The 14210-nt window shown below is 64.6% G+C and carries 12 protein-coding genes; 3 read left to right on the forward strand and 9 right to left on the reverse strand.

Features of this window, described 5'->3' with window-relative positions; all coding sequences use genetic code 11:
• The first annotated feature begins 116 nt into the window (after nt 1-116).
• Nucleotides 117-1022, forward strand: coding sequence for a helix-turn-helix domain-containing protein (locus tag BUB54_RS09765; RefSeq protein ID WP_244890764.1), 906 nt, complete (start codon nt 117-119; stop codon nt 1020-1022).
• Here the strand turns inward: BUB54_RS09765 and BUB54_RS09770 are convergent.
• Genes BUB54_RS09770 through BUB54_RS09785 form a run of 4 tightly spaced genes read right to left on the reverse strand, consistent with a single transcriptional unit; the run spans nt 1019 to nt 7515 of the window.
• Nucleotides 1019-2053: a YncE family protein gene (locus tag BUB54_RS09770; RefSeq protein ID WP_048878091.1), complete on the reverse strand. Its 1035-nt coding sequence runs from the start codon at nt 2051-2053 to the stop codon at nt 1019-1021. The two genes, BUB54_RS09765 and BUB54_RS09770, sit on opposite strands and share 4 nt — an antisense overlap.
• 34 nt (nt 2054-2087) lie before the next feature.
• Entirely contained in the window at nt 2088-5129 is a 3042-nt protein-coding gene (locus BUB54_RS09775) for an efflux RND transporter permease subunit (RefSeq protein WP_048878090.1), read from the reverse strand.
• Entirely contained in the window at nt 5126-6172 is a 1047-nt protein-coding gene (locus BUB54_RS09780; RefSeq protein ID WP_048878089.1) for an efflux RND transporter periplasmic adaptor subunit, read from the reverse strand. Before BUB54_RS09780 ends, BUB54_RS09775 begins: the two co-directional genes overlap by 4 nt.
• A complete protein-coding gene (locus BUB54_RS09785; protein WP_048878088.1) occupies nt 6169-7515 on the reverse strand; it encodes a TolC family protein in 1347 nt (448 codons plus the stop codon). The genes BUB54_RS09780 and BUB54_RS09785 overlap by 4 nt, the downstream gene beginning before the upstream one ends.
• A gap of 106 nt (nt 7516-7621) precedes the next feature.
• On the opposite strand from BUB54_RS09785, the gene BUB54_RS09790 reads away from it, so the two are divergent.
• A complete protein-coding gene (locus BUB54_RS09790) occupies nt 7622-8296 on the forward strand; it encodes a response regulator transcription factor (RefSeq protein ID WP_048878087.1) in 675 nt (224 codons plus the stop codon).
• Nucleotides 8286-9659, forward strand: coding sequence for a sensor histidine kinase (locus BUB54_RS09795; protein ID WP_048878086.1), 1374 nt, complete (start codon nt 8286-8288; stop codon nt 9657-9659). Before BUB54_RS09790 ends, BUB54_RS09795 begins: the two co-directional genes overlap by 11 nt.
• Nucleotides 9660-9668: 9 nt before the next feature.
• Here the strand turns inward: BUB54_RS09795 and BUB54_RS20760 are convergent, their stop codons facing one another.
• From BUB54_RS20760 to BUB54_RS09815, 5 genes are read right to left on the reverse strand one after another with little or no spacing between them, the layout of a single operon-like run.
• Entirely contained in the window at nt 9669-9836 is a 168-nt protein-coding gene (locus tag BUB54_RS20760) for a hypothetical protein (RefSeq protein ID WP_158320083.1), read from the reverse strand.
• Nucleotides 9836-10486, reverse strand: coding sequence for a hypothetical protein (locus BUB54_RS09800; RefSeq protein ID WP_241869339.1), 651 nt, complete (start codon nt 10484-10486; stop codon nt 9836-9838). Before BUB54_RS09800 ends, BUB54_RS20760 begins: the two co-directional genes overlap by 1 nt.
• A complete protein-coding gene (locus BUB54_RS21135) occupies nt 10368-11612 on the reverse strand; it encodes an ABC transporter ATP-binding protein (protein WP_073211523.1) in 1245 nt (414 codons plus the stop codon). Before BUB54_RS21135 ends, BUB54_RS09800 begins: the two co-directional genes overlap by 119 nt.
• Nucleotides 11609-13162 carry an ABC transporter permease gene (locus BUB54_RS09810; RefSeq protein WP_048878084.1) on the reverse strand — a complete coding sequence of 518 codons (1554 nt, stop codon included), beginning with the start codon at nt 13160-13162 and terminating at the stop codon, nt 11609-11611. Before BUB54_RS09810 ends, BUB54_RS21135 begins: the two co-directional genes overlap by 4 nt.
• The gene (locus tag BUB54_RS09815) at nt 13159-14175 is read right to left on the reverse strand and encodes an ABC transporter substrate-binding protein (RefSeq protein WP_048878083.1); all 1017 of its coding nucleotides are present in this window, start codon (nt 14173-14175) and stop codon (nt 13159-13161) included. Before BUB54_RS09815 ends, BUB54_RS09810 begins: the two co-directional genes overlap by 4 nt.
• Nucleotides 14176-14210 lie beyond the last annotated feature (35 nt).

The raw sequence follows: 14210 nt of genomic DNA on the forward strand, positions 1-14210 counted from the left end.
GCGCATAAACCTGCCGGCAGGGGGCGTCTTTCGCCGGTCTGGTGAGTTTTGACAGAAACTTGCTATATTCCACGGCCCCTGCTTGCCGCGACGGCGGCTCTGGGTCACAGTTCCGGGTGGAATTGCTGACCATGAAGAACCTGACCGGCCTGACTGTTCATGACCATCTCGCCAATGCCGCGGTGCCGCTGCGCGCCTCAGCCTCGTTTGGACATGGGCTGGCCGGGGCATTGTGGGACCGGGACGAGGCCGCCATCTCCCGGTACGAAACCCCAAGCCACCATACGCTGAGCCTTTATGTGTCCGGAGGGGTTTCTTTCCGCCGCAGGCTGGGTGATGGCTATATGACCAGCTTCGGGGCGGGCAGCCTGTGCCTGATGCCGGAGGGGCTGACCTCTGAATGGGAGGTCAGCGGCCCCGTGCAGATGCTGCATCTCTATGTCTCCAAAGCCGCTTTTCAGCGCGCAGTGGTGGAGACAACTGGCGCGGATCCCGCCCATGTCACGTTGCGGGAAGTTCCTTACTTCCAGGACCCGACTCTGGAGACGGTGATGCGCCAGATCATGCTACCGTTAAACTGGGATGAACCGGCGGAGCGTGTGGCGGTGAGCCATGGCGCCCAAACTCTGCTGGCGTATCTGGTCAGCCGCATGACCGAGCACGGGCCCAGGGCCTTGCAGGCGCGTGGCGGCTTGCCCGCCGCCGTGCTGCGGCGCTTGCAGGGTTTTGTGGAGGCGCATCTGGACCAGCCCCTATCAATCGGGGATCTGGCGACCTGCGCGAATCTTAGCCCATATCATTTTGCTCGGGCTTTTAAGCGTTCCACCGGTGAGAGCCCGCACGCCTATGTGCTGCGCCGCAGGATCGGCAAGGCCAAGGAGGCTTTGGCAGCGGGCCGGTCCCTGGCTGAAACCGCGTCTTTGTGCGGTTTCAGCAGTCAGAGCCACTTTACCGAGCGCTTCCGCGCACAAACGGGCGTCACGCCGGGCCAGTTCTGGCGCTCCACCCGCCTGCCGGACTAATCGACGGGCCGGTAAACCAGCAGCGTCAGGCTGCCCGGCTTAAACTGGTAGCGCGGGGCGAAGCCGGGATGTTTCACAACACCCGCCCCCTCCGGCGTGCCGGTTACCAGAAATATATCTCCGGTTGCCTCATCCACAGCCATCGTCCGCGCGCCTAGCCGGGTTTTAACCGGGGGCAGGGCGACATAATGGGTGGGGCTGACCTCTTTGATCACGGAGAGTGTTCCCGTGCGGTTGGCGCTGAAGATCAAATGTCGTTTGGCGTCAAACGCCGCACTGTCCGACCCCTTGCCGATTGGCAGCAGCGCGACCTCCTGCCCGGTTTTTGCGTTCACCACCGCCAATTTGCCGTTCTGACAGCTGGTGAACACGCGCCCGGCGGCGGGGTCTATCGCCATGCCGGTGGGCGCCACGCAGCCGGGTAGCGGCCAGTTTGCCATCACCGTGTCGGACGGCGTGTTGATCTCCGCCATTTCATTGGTGCTATTGAGCGCCACAAACAGCCGTCCCGCTTCATTCACCGCGAGATATTCCGGCTTGCCGAGCAGTTTGATTGTTTTTTCTGCGCCGGTGGAGGGGGTGACCACTAGCACCGCTTTTGAATCCCCCGCCGCGACAAACAGGCGCTGGCTGGCGGGGTCGAACACCATGCCGTCTGTATCCTCCAGGGCGGGCAGGGTTTTCTTAACCTTGAGCGTGGCGGGGTCAAAGACCGATAAGGTGCGCGTGCCGGAACTGTCCGTGAAGCCCAGCCCGGTTGCTGGGTCGAAGGCAATGCCGTGTGTGCCGTCCAGCCCGGTCACGTTGCCTTGCAACTTGTCCGTGGCGGTATCAACCACAGTGAGGGATTTGCCATGGGCAATGAAAAGCTGCCCGGTTGCGGCGTGGAAATGCATGTAATCCCATTGCGCGCCGCCGCCCAGGGGCAGGCTTTGCACCAGCTCATAAAGCGGGGCGGCCGCCCGCGCCGTGGGAATGGCGGCGGCAGAGAGGAACAAGGCCGAAAGACCGGCATGCCAAAAACGTCGCATCTGAACTTCCTTGTGGTGGTATGTGGAAAGGGGATTATTTGTCCGCCTTGCTGAAACGCAGCAGCAGCACTGGCAGCGCCAGCAGCACCAGCGGAAATTGAACCAGCAGCCCGGCGATAATGGCGATGGCCAGCGGCTGCTGCATACCCGCCCCCTGACCCAGATCCAGTGCCAGCGGCATCAGTGTGAGAATCGCGGCCAGCGTGGTCATGGCGATCGGCCGCAGCCGGTTGGCGGCCGCTTGGGCAAAGGCTTCGCGGGCGGGGCGTGTTTCCAGAAGCTGCTGTGCCTCGGAGACAAAGAAAATTGCCATCTCCGTGGCAATACCCACAATCATCACCATGCCCATCATCGCGGTGATGTTGAGCGGCACGCCGGTGACATACAGCCCCGTGAACACGGCGGTGGTGGAAAGCAGCGAAGTGCAGATAATCGCCGCCACCCAGAGAAACCGCTCATACAGCAACAGCAGCAGAATAAACTCCGCCAGCAACGCCGCCACAAACACGCGGATCAACCCGGCAAAGGCGATCTGCTGCTGTTTATAAAGCCCGCCCAGCTTGTAGGTGACACCCGGCGCCAGCACGCCTTTTTGCGCCAGCACACGCTTTACATCCGCGATTCCCGCGCCCAGCCCACGCCCGTTCAGCCGTGCCGTGACATCCACCACCTGCTGCAAATTCTCGCGGGTGATTTCCGGCTGGCCGGAGATCGTGGTGAAGCTGGCGATGCTGGAAAGCGGCACCAGCGCGCCAGAGGGGGTTGAGAGGGGGAGTTGCTTCAGGGCCGCGCTGTTCATCCGCGCCGCGCCGTCCAGCCGCACGCGGATGCCGGTGAGTTGGTTGGTGCCTTCAAACGTGGCAGCCACCGTGCCATCCATGGCGGTTTTCAGCATCGCGGTCACTTTCGCCGGGTCCAGCCCCAGTGCGGCGGCGCGGGTCTGGTCCACATGGATCTCGATGGCATCGCCCGCGGGCACCACGCCGTCATCGATGGAATCAACCCCTTTGATTTTTGCGATGGCCGCGGCCACGCGCCGCGCGGTGGCGGGCAGCACGGCGGGGGTATCGGCGGAGAGTTTAATGTCGATCGGCTGTGGCGTGCCGGTCATGTCGCCTAGCTCGTCGCTCATCAGCTGATGCGGGTCGATCGCCACGCCCGGCACCTTGGCGATGACTTCATCCGCGATGCGGTTCATCACCACATCCACTGAGGGGCGTTGGCTGAGCGGGATCAGCCGAATCACGAAATCGCCTTTGTTGGATTCAGCTAGGTCCCCGCCAAACCCCGCCCCGGCGCGCATGGAAAAGTTCGCCACCGCCGGGTCTTTACGCAAAATCGCCTCGATCTCGCGCATCTCCCGCACGGTTTCGGTAAGTGAGGTGCCGGGGGCGGTCAGGTAATCCATCACAAACCCGCCTTCATCCAGCGAGGGCAGAAAGCCGGTTTGCACATTGCGGTAAGAAACAAGCCCGGCCACCAGCAAGGCCAGCACCGGCAGCGTCAGCAAGGCCGGGCGGCGGAAAAAACCTGCCAGTAGGCGGCCGTGCATCTGGCCCAGCCAGCCTTTGCCTTTTTCGCCAGGGTCGGTCCAACGCTCGAAATTCACCAGCGTCGCGGCCAGCAGCGGTACCACCAGCGCAGTCAGCACCCAGGAGGCGATAAGCGTGGAAGCCACGGTAATTGAGAGCGCCTTGAAAAACGCCCCGCTCACCCCGGACAGAAACGCCAGCGGCACGAATACGATCAGCGTGGCGGCGGAGGAGCCGGCCAGCGGGCGGAAAAACGCCCCTCCTGAGCGCAGCACCCAAAGCCGCCCCGGCTCGCGCCAGCCAGTGGCGCTGCGATGCGCGATAAACTCGATCATCACGATCACATCATCGATCACCAGCCCGACCGAGGCCGCGAGCCCGCCCAGCGTCATGATGTTGAAGCTGAGCCCGAACATCGACAGCACCAGCACCGAGGCCGCCAGCGCGGCGGGCACGATGGTGATGGCCAGAAGCGTAATCCGCCAGTTCCGCAGGAACAGAAACAGCACAATTGCTGCCAGCACGACCCCGATGAGGATCGCATCTCGCACCGAGCCCGCGGCGGCCAGCACCAGCGTGCTCTGGTCATACCATTTGCTTAAAGTGACGCCGGGCGGAATTTGCGACTGAAAGCCCGCCAGCGCTTTTTCAACGGCGTGGGCGGTGGAGACCATGTCCGAGCCCTGTTGTTGGTACAGCAGCAGCGTCACCGCCTGTTTGCCGTTGGCATCCACATCCAAGAATTGCGGCACCACGCCCAGCCGCACCTTGGCCACATCCCCCAACCGCAGCACATAACCCGGCCCCGCACGCAGCACGATGTTCTTCACATCCCGCACGTCATGCACCGTGTTATTGGCCAGTAGCAAATAAAGTAGGTCGTGGTCTTCCACCCGCCCAACGGATTGCAGGCTGGCCGCGCCGGAAATCGCGTTCACCAGATCAGTCAAAGTGAGGTGGTAGGCTGCCAAGCGGCGCGGGTCGGCCGAGACTTCAACCTCCCCGGTATCGCCGCCCTGCACCTGCGCATGGGCAATGCCCGGCACGCCGGAGAGCAGCGGCACCAGCCGGTATTGCGCCAGGTTGCGCATCTTCACGAGGCTTACGCTGTGAGAGGTCAGCGCATAGGCCATGAAGGGGAACACGTTGGGCTGCATCCGCAAGGCAGTGAAGCTCACCCCCGGCGGCAGGCGCGACACAAGCTGCGCCAGCGCCGCGTTCACCCCCAGCGTGGCGGTGGTCATGTTGGTGCCCCAGGCGAAATCGACGGTGAGCATCGCCGACCCGCGCGAAGTGACGGATTTCACATTCACCACCCCCGGCACGGCGCGCACCGCCTGTTCCACGGGCTGCGTGACCTCCAGCACCATCTGGTCGGCGGACTGGCTCCCCGCGTCGATCGTCACCCGCACGCGCGGGAAGGAGGCGTCCGGATACAGCCCGATCGGCAAGGAGAGTGCCGCACTCAACCCCGCCAGCGCCAGGGCGGTGGCTAGAACCAGGATCGAGCGGCGATGACGGTCAAGCCACGCGGCGAAATTCACGAGCCGGCCCCCTGTAAGGTGGCGCGCATACCGTCCGTCAGTTGATAGGTCCCCTGCGCCGCAACCGTCCAGGCCGGGTTCAGCTTACCCGCCAGCACGCTGGTTTTGTCGCCCTGTTGCAGCACCTTCACATCCACGCGGTGCGCGATGTTTTTCTGGTCGAGCTGGTAAATATAAGGGCCTGAGTCATCGCTCAGCACGGCGCTGTTGGGCACGGGAAACCCCGTCAGCGTGCCGGCATGAATATCCACCGCTACCGGCGCGCCGAGCGTGACCGGCGCCAGCGGTTGCAGCATCACATCAATCAGCCCGGTTTGCGGGTTGAGCGCCCCCGCCACGCTCACCACCCGCGCCGCCACCGTGCCGCCGCCATTCAGCAATGTCAGGGTAGCGGTGTTGCCGATGTTCACATAGGCGGCCTGGCTTTGCGTGAGCCCGATTTGCGCCCGCAATGCACTGGCGGGGGCCAGTTTCAGCAGCACCGTGCCAGCGGGCAGGCTGCCGCCCGGCGCGGCGCTCAGGCTCGTTACCAGCCCGGCCACTGGGGCGCGCACGGTTTCAGCTTGGCCCGCGCCGGTGGCCCGCAAGGCGGCCAGGGCGGCCTGGGCGTCCCGCAGGGTTTGGGTGGCGGCGGCAAGGTCCGCGGCGGTGGCGAGATGTGCGGGCAGCAGCGTCGCCACATGGTGCCGTGCCGCCTGACCCGCCGCCACGGCTGACTCGGCCTTTTGTAGCGCGGCGACGGCCATGGGGGCCGGCGCCAGCGTCGCCAACGCCTGCCCGGCCTGGACCGCCGTGCCGGGCGTGACGTCATAACCAGTTAAAATCGCGGCGGCGTTCAGGCTGACCGCCCGCGTGGCCGCTCCTGCGACGATGCTGCCCGCCCCTTCAACCTGCCGGGGTACCGTCTGGCGCGTGGCGCTCACCACGCTCACCGTTGCGGATGGCGCAGGCTGGGTGCTGAAGGCCGGGGGAGGGCGTAGCCACAGCCAGACGCCCAGCCCGGCGATAACGATAACGCCCCCGATAGGGAAGATCGGTTTCATGATGCGGGATGCTCCAAAACGCCATCTTGCGGCAGGCCGAAGCCCAGCAGCGTGGCCAGAGAAAGTTCAGCATTTTGCAGTTGCGCATGCAGGGTGATGGCATTGCGTTGCCGCTCCCCCGCTAGGGCCGCGAGATTGGCATAGGCCGGGCCGGAAAGCTGCCCCGCGCCATAAGCTCGCGCCGCGCCGCGTGCCATGGCACGCGCTTGCGCCGCCTGCTCTTGGGCGGCCTGAGACGCGCTTTGCAGCAACGTAATCTGGCGGGGCAGGGCGGCAGCTGCGCCCTCGGCATTGTCCAACGCGGCCTGATATTGCGCACGCAGCGCGCCACGCGTGGCATCGGCTGCTTTAATGGCCCGGCGGTTGCGGTTGAATAGCGGCAGGGTCAGGCTGAATTGCGGCCCGAAGGACCAGACATCCGACGTATCCCGTCCACCCGAACCGCCGATGCTGATAGGCAGGAACTGCGCCAGAATCGCGGCGCGCAGCTTGGCGTCCGCTTGTTCATAGCCAAAGCGCAAGGCCAGCAGGTCCGGTCGCCGCGTGGGCAGGCTGGCCAGCGCGGCTTGCACGGCCTTTGGCGCGGGCGGCGCCAGATGCGGCGTGGCAAGCGGCACCGGCGTGTGCGGACGCAGGCCCAGCAGCGCGTCCAGCGCGTCCGCCTCCTGCTGTGCGGTCTGGGCGATGCTGGCGGCCGCGCTCTGCACGCTGGCCAGGGCACTCAACGCAGTCACGCCTTCATTGCTCGTGAGATTGTGCGCCGCGATCTGCTGCTGGACGGATTCACTCACCCCACCCAGCAGTGTTTCATCCCGCCGCAGGCTGGCCAGTGTGGCCTGCGCTGCCCTGATGTTGATGGCCAGCTGCTCCGCCTTCGCAGCCACCTGCCATTCCTGCCAGAGAATCCCTTCATCGATCTGCTTCAGCCCGGCGCGCGCGGCGGCGCGGTCGGCCGGGCCGGTGATCAGCGCGCCAAGGTCCTGGGTGAAGCCGCCAGTTAAGGCGGGCATCGCCCCTGGGCCGCTCAGCAGTGCCGCGAACCCGCCGGAGATTGACGGGTCCGGCGGTCTCCCCGCCGCCAGCAAATCCGCCTCGCCAAGCTGGTGCTGCGCCCGTGCGGCGGCCAGATCCGGGTTGTTGAGCACCGCCAGCGCGGCGACGTCTTGCAGGCTGAGAGGTGCGGCTACGTTCAACGCCTTGCCGTCCGGCAGCGTGCGGTTCAACGCCGCCAGACTGCCCCGCAGGTCCGGCGCTTCAGGCAGCGGGGCCGGATGATACCCGGCACACCCCGCTAGCATACCGGTCAGCAGGGAGCTTGTTAGTGCAAGAAAAACACGCCTCATGGCCCAGGCTTTACGGTGGCTGGTTTGCCCAGCCCGTGACTCAGACTTTGCAGGAATTTAATCTTCGGCTTTTGACGCGCGCGGTAGGACAGGTCAGGCTGCGCGCATGAGGGTTCTGTTGATCGAGGATGATCCCAAGGCCGCCGCCAATCTGCGCGCCGGTCTGGCGCCGGAGGGGCATGAGGTTGAGGTGGCGGTGGATGGCCGGGCCGGGCTTCTGGCTGCCGCGGCGGGTAATTTCGACGTGCTGATTATCGACCGTATGCTCCCCGGGCTGGACGGGTTGGGCGTGTTGCGGACCCTGCGAGGGGCTGGCGTGCATACCCCGGCTTTGTTTCTCACCGCGCTGGGCGGTCTGGATGACAGGCTGGACGGGCTGCGCGCCGGGGGTGATGATTATATGGTTAAACCCTACGCCCTTGCCGAGCTATCCGCCCGGTTGTCTGCCCTGACCCGCCGGGCGCGCGTGCCGCCGCCGCAGGTTAAGCTGCGCGTGGGGGACCTGGAGTTGGACCGCACCACCCGCACCGTCTGGCGCGCGGGGCAAAAAATCGAACTGAAACCCCGCGAATATGAGGTGCTCGAATATTTGCTGCGGCATCGCGGCCAGGTGGTGACCAAGACGATGCTGCTGGAGGATGTCTGGGGCTTTCACTTCACTCCGCAAACCAGCATCGTGGAGGCCCAGATCAGCCGCCTGCGCGCCAAGATTGACCAGGGGTTCGCCGCACCGCTGATCCACACTTATCGCGGCGCCGGGTACAAGCTGGATGTGGTTTGAAGGCGCGGCCCGATCGCTCTGGCGTATCTCCGGTTTCCGCCTCACGCTGTTGGGCGTTCTGGTCTCCCTGGCTGGAGCGCTGCTGGTATTCGGCATTGTGCATCATGCCGTTGAGGTAGGCTGGCGCGACCAGATCGATGAACGCGTGACCGCCGCGCAGACGGATATTCTGGGCGATATTCACCGCAACCATAAAGGCATTGCCTGGAACGTGCAGGCCACACTGGCCGAGGGCAGTGGGCTGTTTTACGCTGCCCTGGCGCCGAATGGGCGCTGGCAGGCGGGGAATTTCCATCTTTCCTCCGCCGTGGCCAGCCGCTGGAGCGGCCCCAAAACGCTCAACCGCCAGCCGGGCCTGCCCCTGCCGCCCCATGTTCTGGCCATTCGCGGTACTGCCTTGCGCTTCTCGAATGGGGAGCGCCTGTTCATCGCTGCCGATGCCAGCGCCCTGCTGACCCTGAAAAGCCTCATTGCCCAGTCATTCCTGGCGGTGTTCGGCACCATTCTGGCGCTTGGGCTGCTGATCAGCCTGCTGGCGGCGCGCGGCACGCTCAGGCGAGTGGACCAGTTCGCCACCACGCTGCATGACATTATGGAAGGTGATCTTTCCCGCCGCATCCCTCTCAGAAGCTCGCATGATGAATTCGATCGTCTGGCTGCGGAGATGAACCAGATGCTCCAGCGGCTTCAGGAGCTGATGGAGAATCTCCGGCAGGTCACCAACGATATCAGCCACGATCTGCGTTCACCCTTGGCGCGGCTGCGCGAACATCTGGAACTCTCTCGCGCCCGCTTCACGGACCCGGCCCTGGCGGCGGTGTGTGACGAGGCCGTCGCCCAGCTCGACCAAGCGCTGGGGATTTTCGCGGCGATGCTGCGTCTGGCGGAGGTCGAATCCGGTGCGCGGCGGGCGCATTTTACCCTGGTTGATCTCTCAGCCCTGCTGACCTTGCTGGCGGAAAGTTACGAGCCGGTGCTGGCCGAGCATGGTATCACTTTCCAGGCCAATATCGCTCCGGCGCTGAATGTGCATGGCGACCGTGAGCTGCTGGCCCAGCTGTTCGTCAATCTGCTCGACAATATCACCTTGCACGCCAAGGGGGCTGCCAACGCCGCGCTTCATGCCGGGATGAAAAGCGGATGGGTGGAGCTTTGCATTGAAGATGACGGGTGTGGCCTTCCCAACGGGGCGCAAGGCCGGATTCTGCAACGCTTCGTCCGGCTCGACACCGCCCGCCAGCGCCCTGGCCACGGTCTGGGGCTGCCTTTGGCGCAGGCCATCGTGGCGCTGCACGGCGGGCGCCTCAGCTTGGCCGAGGGCAAGGCCGGACTAACGGTGCGGCTCACATTGCCCGCGGCCTGAGCCGTCCGGCTAATGTTTGGCGAGATAAGCTGCGCCGGCCACGAGGCACAGCGGCAACGCCAGCCCGGCCATTGAGGCGGCGGGCGAGTGCAGCACCCCCAGTGTTACCAGGATAGATAGGCCCGCCACGGCCAGCGTCCGCTTGTCCCCGAATAAGGTCTTGAAGAAGCCTTGCATCAGATCACCTTCATGGCGGCTTGTCTGGGGTTGTAGAGCCGAATAAGTCCCAGCCCGCCCATCACGTAAAGGCCGAACAACGCCAGCAGCGCGGCATCGCCCAACGGCCAATGATAACCTAGCGCCTCCAGAATCCAGTAAGTGCCAAAGCTCAACAGCGCCGCGCTGACCGTGAATTTAATGCTGTTCTCAGGCACTTTCGAAAGCGGGCGGCGCAGCGAGAAACCCGCCCCGGCCACCACGGCCAGCGCGGCTAAGGCCGCTCCGGCGGCACTGGTGAGATGCCCGGTTTGCACCCCCAGAGTCACCACAATCAGCCAGACCTCCAACCCTTCCAGCAACATGCCGTTAAAGGCGATGAGCCATGCGGCACGGACGTCGTGAATATCCGCGCGGGCCTGCAGGGCGGCAAACTCCGCTGTCTCGTCGTGCAGCTTTTTCAGCCCCGCGCCGCGTGCCACAGCCTTGCCCAGCCAGCGCACGCCAAACAGCGTCAGAAATACCCCGATGATGAATTGCAGAATAACCAAGTCATGAATGCGGGTCAGCAGAAAACTTGCCCCCGCCGTGAGGGTGGCCAGAACCACGACCGCCGCGCCGGCGGCCTGCAAAGCCTTTCCCCAGCCGATGGAAAGCGCCACCGCCAGAATGATGGTGTAAGCCTCGACCCATTCCACCGCAGCGGTGAGAAACGTTGCTATCAGTATCCCAGTCACGGCTGCACCCCCCTTTGACGTCGAACCAGAACAACCCTTGCGGATCGACGGTGATGTTATGTGGCCCGGGCTGCACCGGGCGGTCGCTATAGCCGCTCAGATGCAGCTCCTGCCCGGCTAGCTGCCAGCGTATGTGAAACCGTCCAGCCTCGAAAGAGACTTTCACTGCTTCCGCCGCAATGCCTCCTTGCCCGGTCGGTGTTGGGCGTATGGCATCGCCCCGCCAGAACAGCCGTGCCATCTCCCCGCGCGGCGCCGCGCCGGGCGGGCTGAGGAAATGCCCGCCAATCTCCACGGCGGCGGCCTCGCCGTGCGAGACTACCGGCACGCGGATGCCCCCCAATGCGCCGGTGAAGCGGGCAATATATGGCGAAGACGGCCTCTGCCACAAAGACATGGGCGTGCCTTGCTGCCGGATCACCCCATGTTCCAGCACCGCTACCTGATCCGCCAGTTTCCAGCAATCTTCAGGGTCATGGCTGACCAGCACGGCGGAAATCCCGGCCTCGCGCACGCTCTCGCGCAATTCTTCGCGCAGCAGCTCGCGGCTTTCCAGGTCCAGGCTGGAAAACGGCTCGTCCAGCAATAACAGCCTGGGGCGGCAGGCCAAGGCACGGGCAATGCCCACGCGCTGCTGCTGCCCGCCAGAAAGTTGGGCCGGGCGGCGGTTGGCCACCCCTTCTACCCGCAGCCGGGTCAGCAACGCCATCGCGGCCTCGTTACGTTTTGGCGTGCCGGGGGGCAGCGCCAGGGTTACGTTCTCGAGGCAACTCAAATGCGGCCAGAGCGCGAAATCTTGAAATACCATGCCCAGCCCGCGCTGTTCAGCGGGCAGAAACACCCGGCCCGCATCATCCACCAGCGCGCCGTTGAGGCTGATCCGCCCGGCATCCGCTCGGTCTAGCCCCGCAATCAGCCGCAGCAGCGTGGTCTTGCCGGAGCCAGATTCCCCGGCCAGCACCAGAAACTCACCCTCGGGCAGTGTCAGATCAATCCCGCGCAGGATTTCGCGCCCGCCCAGGCACCGCCCGGCGCCTTTAATGTCAAGGCAAAACGTCATGCGGCCTCCTGACCGGTAAGGCGCGGTGCATGGCTCAGATACAAGGCCAGATTTAACCCCGCCGCCAGAAGCGCCAGCACCCCCATGGACAAGAGCGCCAGTAGCGCCGCCTCGTTATAGCGCGCAGTCATGTCAGCAGACACAATCGCCACGCCCAGAGGCACTTGGCCCGGCACATAGAGCAGCTCCGAGACCGGCAGTTCGAACATCACCGTTCCCACCACCAGCAGCCAGCCATGCAGCGCGGGACGGATTAGCAAGGCGGCCTCGATATCGATCAGCCGTGTCTGCAAGGGCAGGCCGAAAATCCGTGCCGCCTCGTCCAGCTTGCTGTCTAGCTGCGCCATCGCCCCGCCGAGCAGCCGTATGGCCATCGGCAGGGTTCCCGCCGCATACGCGAGCAATAGCAGCAGCACCGTGCCGTAAAGCGGCAGGATGTTATTGTTGAAGGCCACCACGTAGCCAGCGCCCAGCACCAGCCCTGGCACGGCCATATTGGCGGTGAGCCCTGCATGAATAATGCCGCTGAAAAGCGGATGCTGGCCGCGCTGCAGCTTCAGCACCGCAACCGCGATCACCAATGTGATGGTCGCGGCCAGCACGCCATACCCCAAGGAACGCGGAATGGCGGACAGGTCGATGACGCCGAGATTGCCGCTTACCGCCACGCTGGCCAATGCCAGCAACGGTGCCGCTAGCCCCACTACCCAAAGCAGACACGCCCCCAGGCTGAGCACCTGCCGCACCGCGCCAACCGGACGCGTTCGCGGCGCCCGGCGTGCTTTGCCATGCACCAGCACCGCCTGATAACGCCGCTGCACGTAAATCTGTACCACCGCTAGCAGCGCGGCACTGGCGATCAACCACCAGCAAAGCTGCGCCGCGCCCGCGAAATCCGTCGGGGTCGTGTTGAGGCGTTGGTAGATGCTGTAGGTCAGAACAGGGATTTTGCCGGTCACGCCGAGCGTCGCGGGAATCCCGAATTCCTGCATCGTCTCGATCGCGGCGATGGTAAAGGCCGCTGCCATGGCGGGCATGGCCAGACGCAGGTTCAACCCCATCCGCCGCCACATCGGCAGGCGCAGCACCATGGCGGCCTCGTGCAACGTGGCGCTGGCCCCAGCAAAAGTGGCCCGCGCCACGAACACGGAAAAGGGCAGGGCCTTCAGGAAATACAAAAACAGCAGCCCCGCCGGGCCCAAAAACAGATGGCCGAACACCCCGTTACGCAACACTGGATGGCTGAGCACCACCAGCCAGCCGGTGGTGAGCACATAGCCGGGCATGAAGAACAACAGCCATAGCCCCAGCCCCAGCGCCCGCACGGCGACGCCTGATCTGGTTTCCAGCACCTGCGCCAGCCATGCCCCCAGCGGGGCGGCAATCAGTCCTGTTGCCAGCGCGAAACCGGTGGAATCCAGCCAGGGCCGCCAGCCCGTCGCCAAACTGCCACCTGCGCCCCCCGTCAGCGGCAGTACCAGCAGCCGGGCCAGCGGATAAACCAGCAGTAGCGCCAGAAGCAGCAGCAACGCGGCTCGCGGCGCTTTCATTCGCCGCTCATCACCTTTGCAAACCAGCCATTGATTCGGTCCTCTAGCTTTCCCCAGCTAACCGGGTTCAACTTCATGGTGTTCAGCGTGGCAAGGTCCGGCAGACCGGGCAGCGGGGCCGGGGCGCCTTCAGTGATCGGCCAGTAATAGCCATCCGCATCGCCCTTGGCTTGGCGCAGGGCCTGAATGTCCGGCTGCATGGCAAAGGCCATGAAGCGCGCGGCCTCCTGCTTGCGACGGGCGGACAGCCCGGCGGCCTCTACCATCACGTTCGGCAGGGTATAAGCCGGGCTGGGGATGGTAACATGATAGCCCGGATGATGCGCCGCATAGAACACAGCCGCTGAGGACTGTACGATGGCCAGGCTGATGGCCTGGGATTTCAGCGCCGCCAGCGTGGCGTCGTTTTTGGCGAACATATGCAGCCCGTTGGCCTTCAGCCCCAGAACATAGCTTTGCCCCTGCGGCCAGCCGCCCGCATTGTCGAGCATCCCGGCCAGCATCGGGTAGGTGGGACCGGAGATTGAGGGGTCGTTCATACCCACCTGCCCCTTATATGCAGGTGTGAGCAGGTCGCTCCACGTCGTGGGCGGGTTGGCCAGCCGTGACGGGTCGGAGATGAACACCCCCGCCAGCGTCAACCCGGTGGGAATATAAGACCCGTCCGGGCTGACCAAGCTTTCACCCAGCTTGGTTAGTTTCGCCGGGGCCGGCAGGCCGTGCTCCAGCAGATGCGCCTGATCCAGTGAGGCAGCGGCGGTTGCGCCGTCAAACCAGGCCAGATCCCAGTCAGGATGCTGCCCCTGTGCCACAATCCGCGCCAGCAGGCTGCCGGTTGAAAGCCGGACCACATTCACCTTGACGCCGGTTTTTTTGGTAAAGGCGGCAGCCACGGCGGGGCCGTAATCCAGCCCGGTATAAAGCACTAGGCCAGGGGCAGCGCTTGGCCAAAGCAGCATGGCCCCCACCACCACGATAATCGCCGCAAAAATACCCGCGATAAGCTTACGCATATTGAATGCTCTTCCTGTTCCTGGGTTATGCCCGG

It is taken from the genome of Acidocella aminolytica 101 = DSM 11237 (assembly GCF_900129125.1).
GTDB classification, from domain to species: domain Bacteria; phylum Pseudomonadota; class Alphaproteobacteria; order Acetobacterales; family Acetobacteraceae; genus Acidocella; species Acidocella aminolytica.

What these genes read in the sequence shown, in the direction of transcription:
- BUB54_RS09770 (WP_048878091.1), bottom strand. Translation starts at nt 2,053, where the DNA reads ATGCGACGTTTTTGGCATGCCGGTCTTTCGGCCTTGTTCCTCTCTGCC.
- BUB54_RS09780 (WP_048878089.1), bottom strand. Translation starts at nt 6,172, where the DNA reads ATGAAACCGATCTTCCCTATCGGGGGCGTTATCGTTATCGCCGGGCTG.
- BUB54_RS09785 (WP_048878088.1), bottom strand. Translation starts at nt 7,515, where the DNA reads ATGAGGCGTGTTTTTCTTGCACTAACAAGCTCCCTGCTGACCGGTATG.
- BUB54_RS09790 (WP_048878087.1), top strand. Translation starts at nt 7,622, where the DNA reads ATGAGGGTTCTGTTGATCGAGGATGATCCCAAGGCCGCCGCCAATCTG.
- BUB54_RS09795 (WP_048878086.1), top strand. Translation starts at nt 8,286, where the DNA reads ATGTGGTTTGAAGGCGCGGCCCGATCGCTCTGGCGTATCTCCGGTTTC.
- BUB54_RS20760 (WP_158320083.1), bottom strand. Translation starts at nt 9,836, where the DNA reads ATGCAAGGCTTCTTCAAGACCTTATTCGGGGACAAGCGGACGCTGGCC.
- BUB54_RS21135 (WP_073211523.1), bottom strand. Translation starts at nt 11,612, where the DNA reads ATGACGTTTTGCCTTGACATTAAAGGCGCCGGGCGGTGCCTGGGCGGG.
- BUB54_RS09810 (WP_048878084.1), bottom strand. Translation starts at nt 13,162, where the DNA reads ATGAAAGCGCCGCGAGCCGCGTTGCTGCTGCTTCTGGCGCTACTGCTG.
- BUB54_RS09815 (WP_048878083.1), bottom strand. Translation starts at nt 14,175, where the DNA reads ATGCGTAAGCTTATCGCGGGTATTTTTGCGGCGATTATCGTGGTGGTG.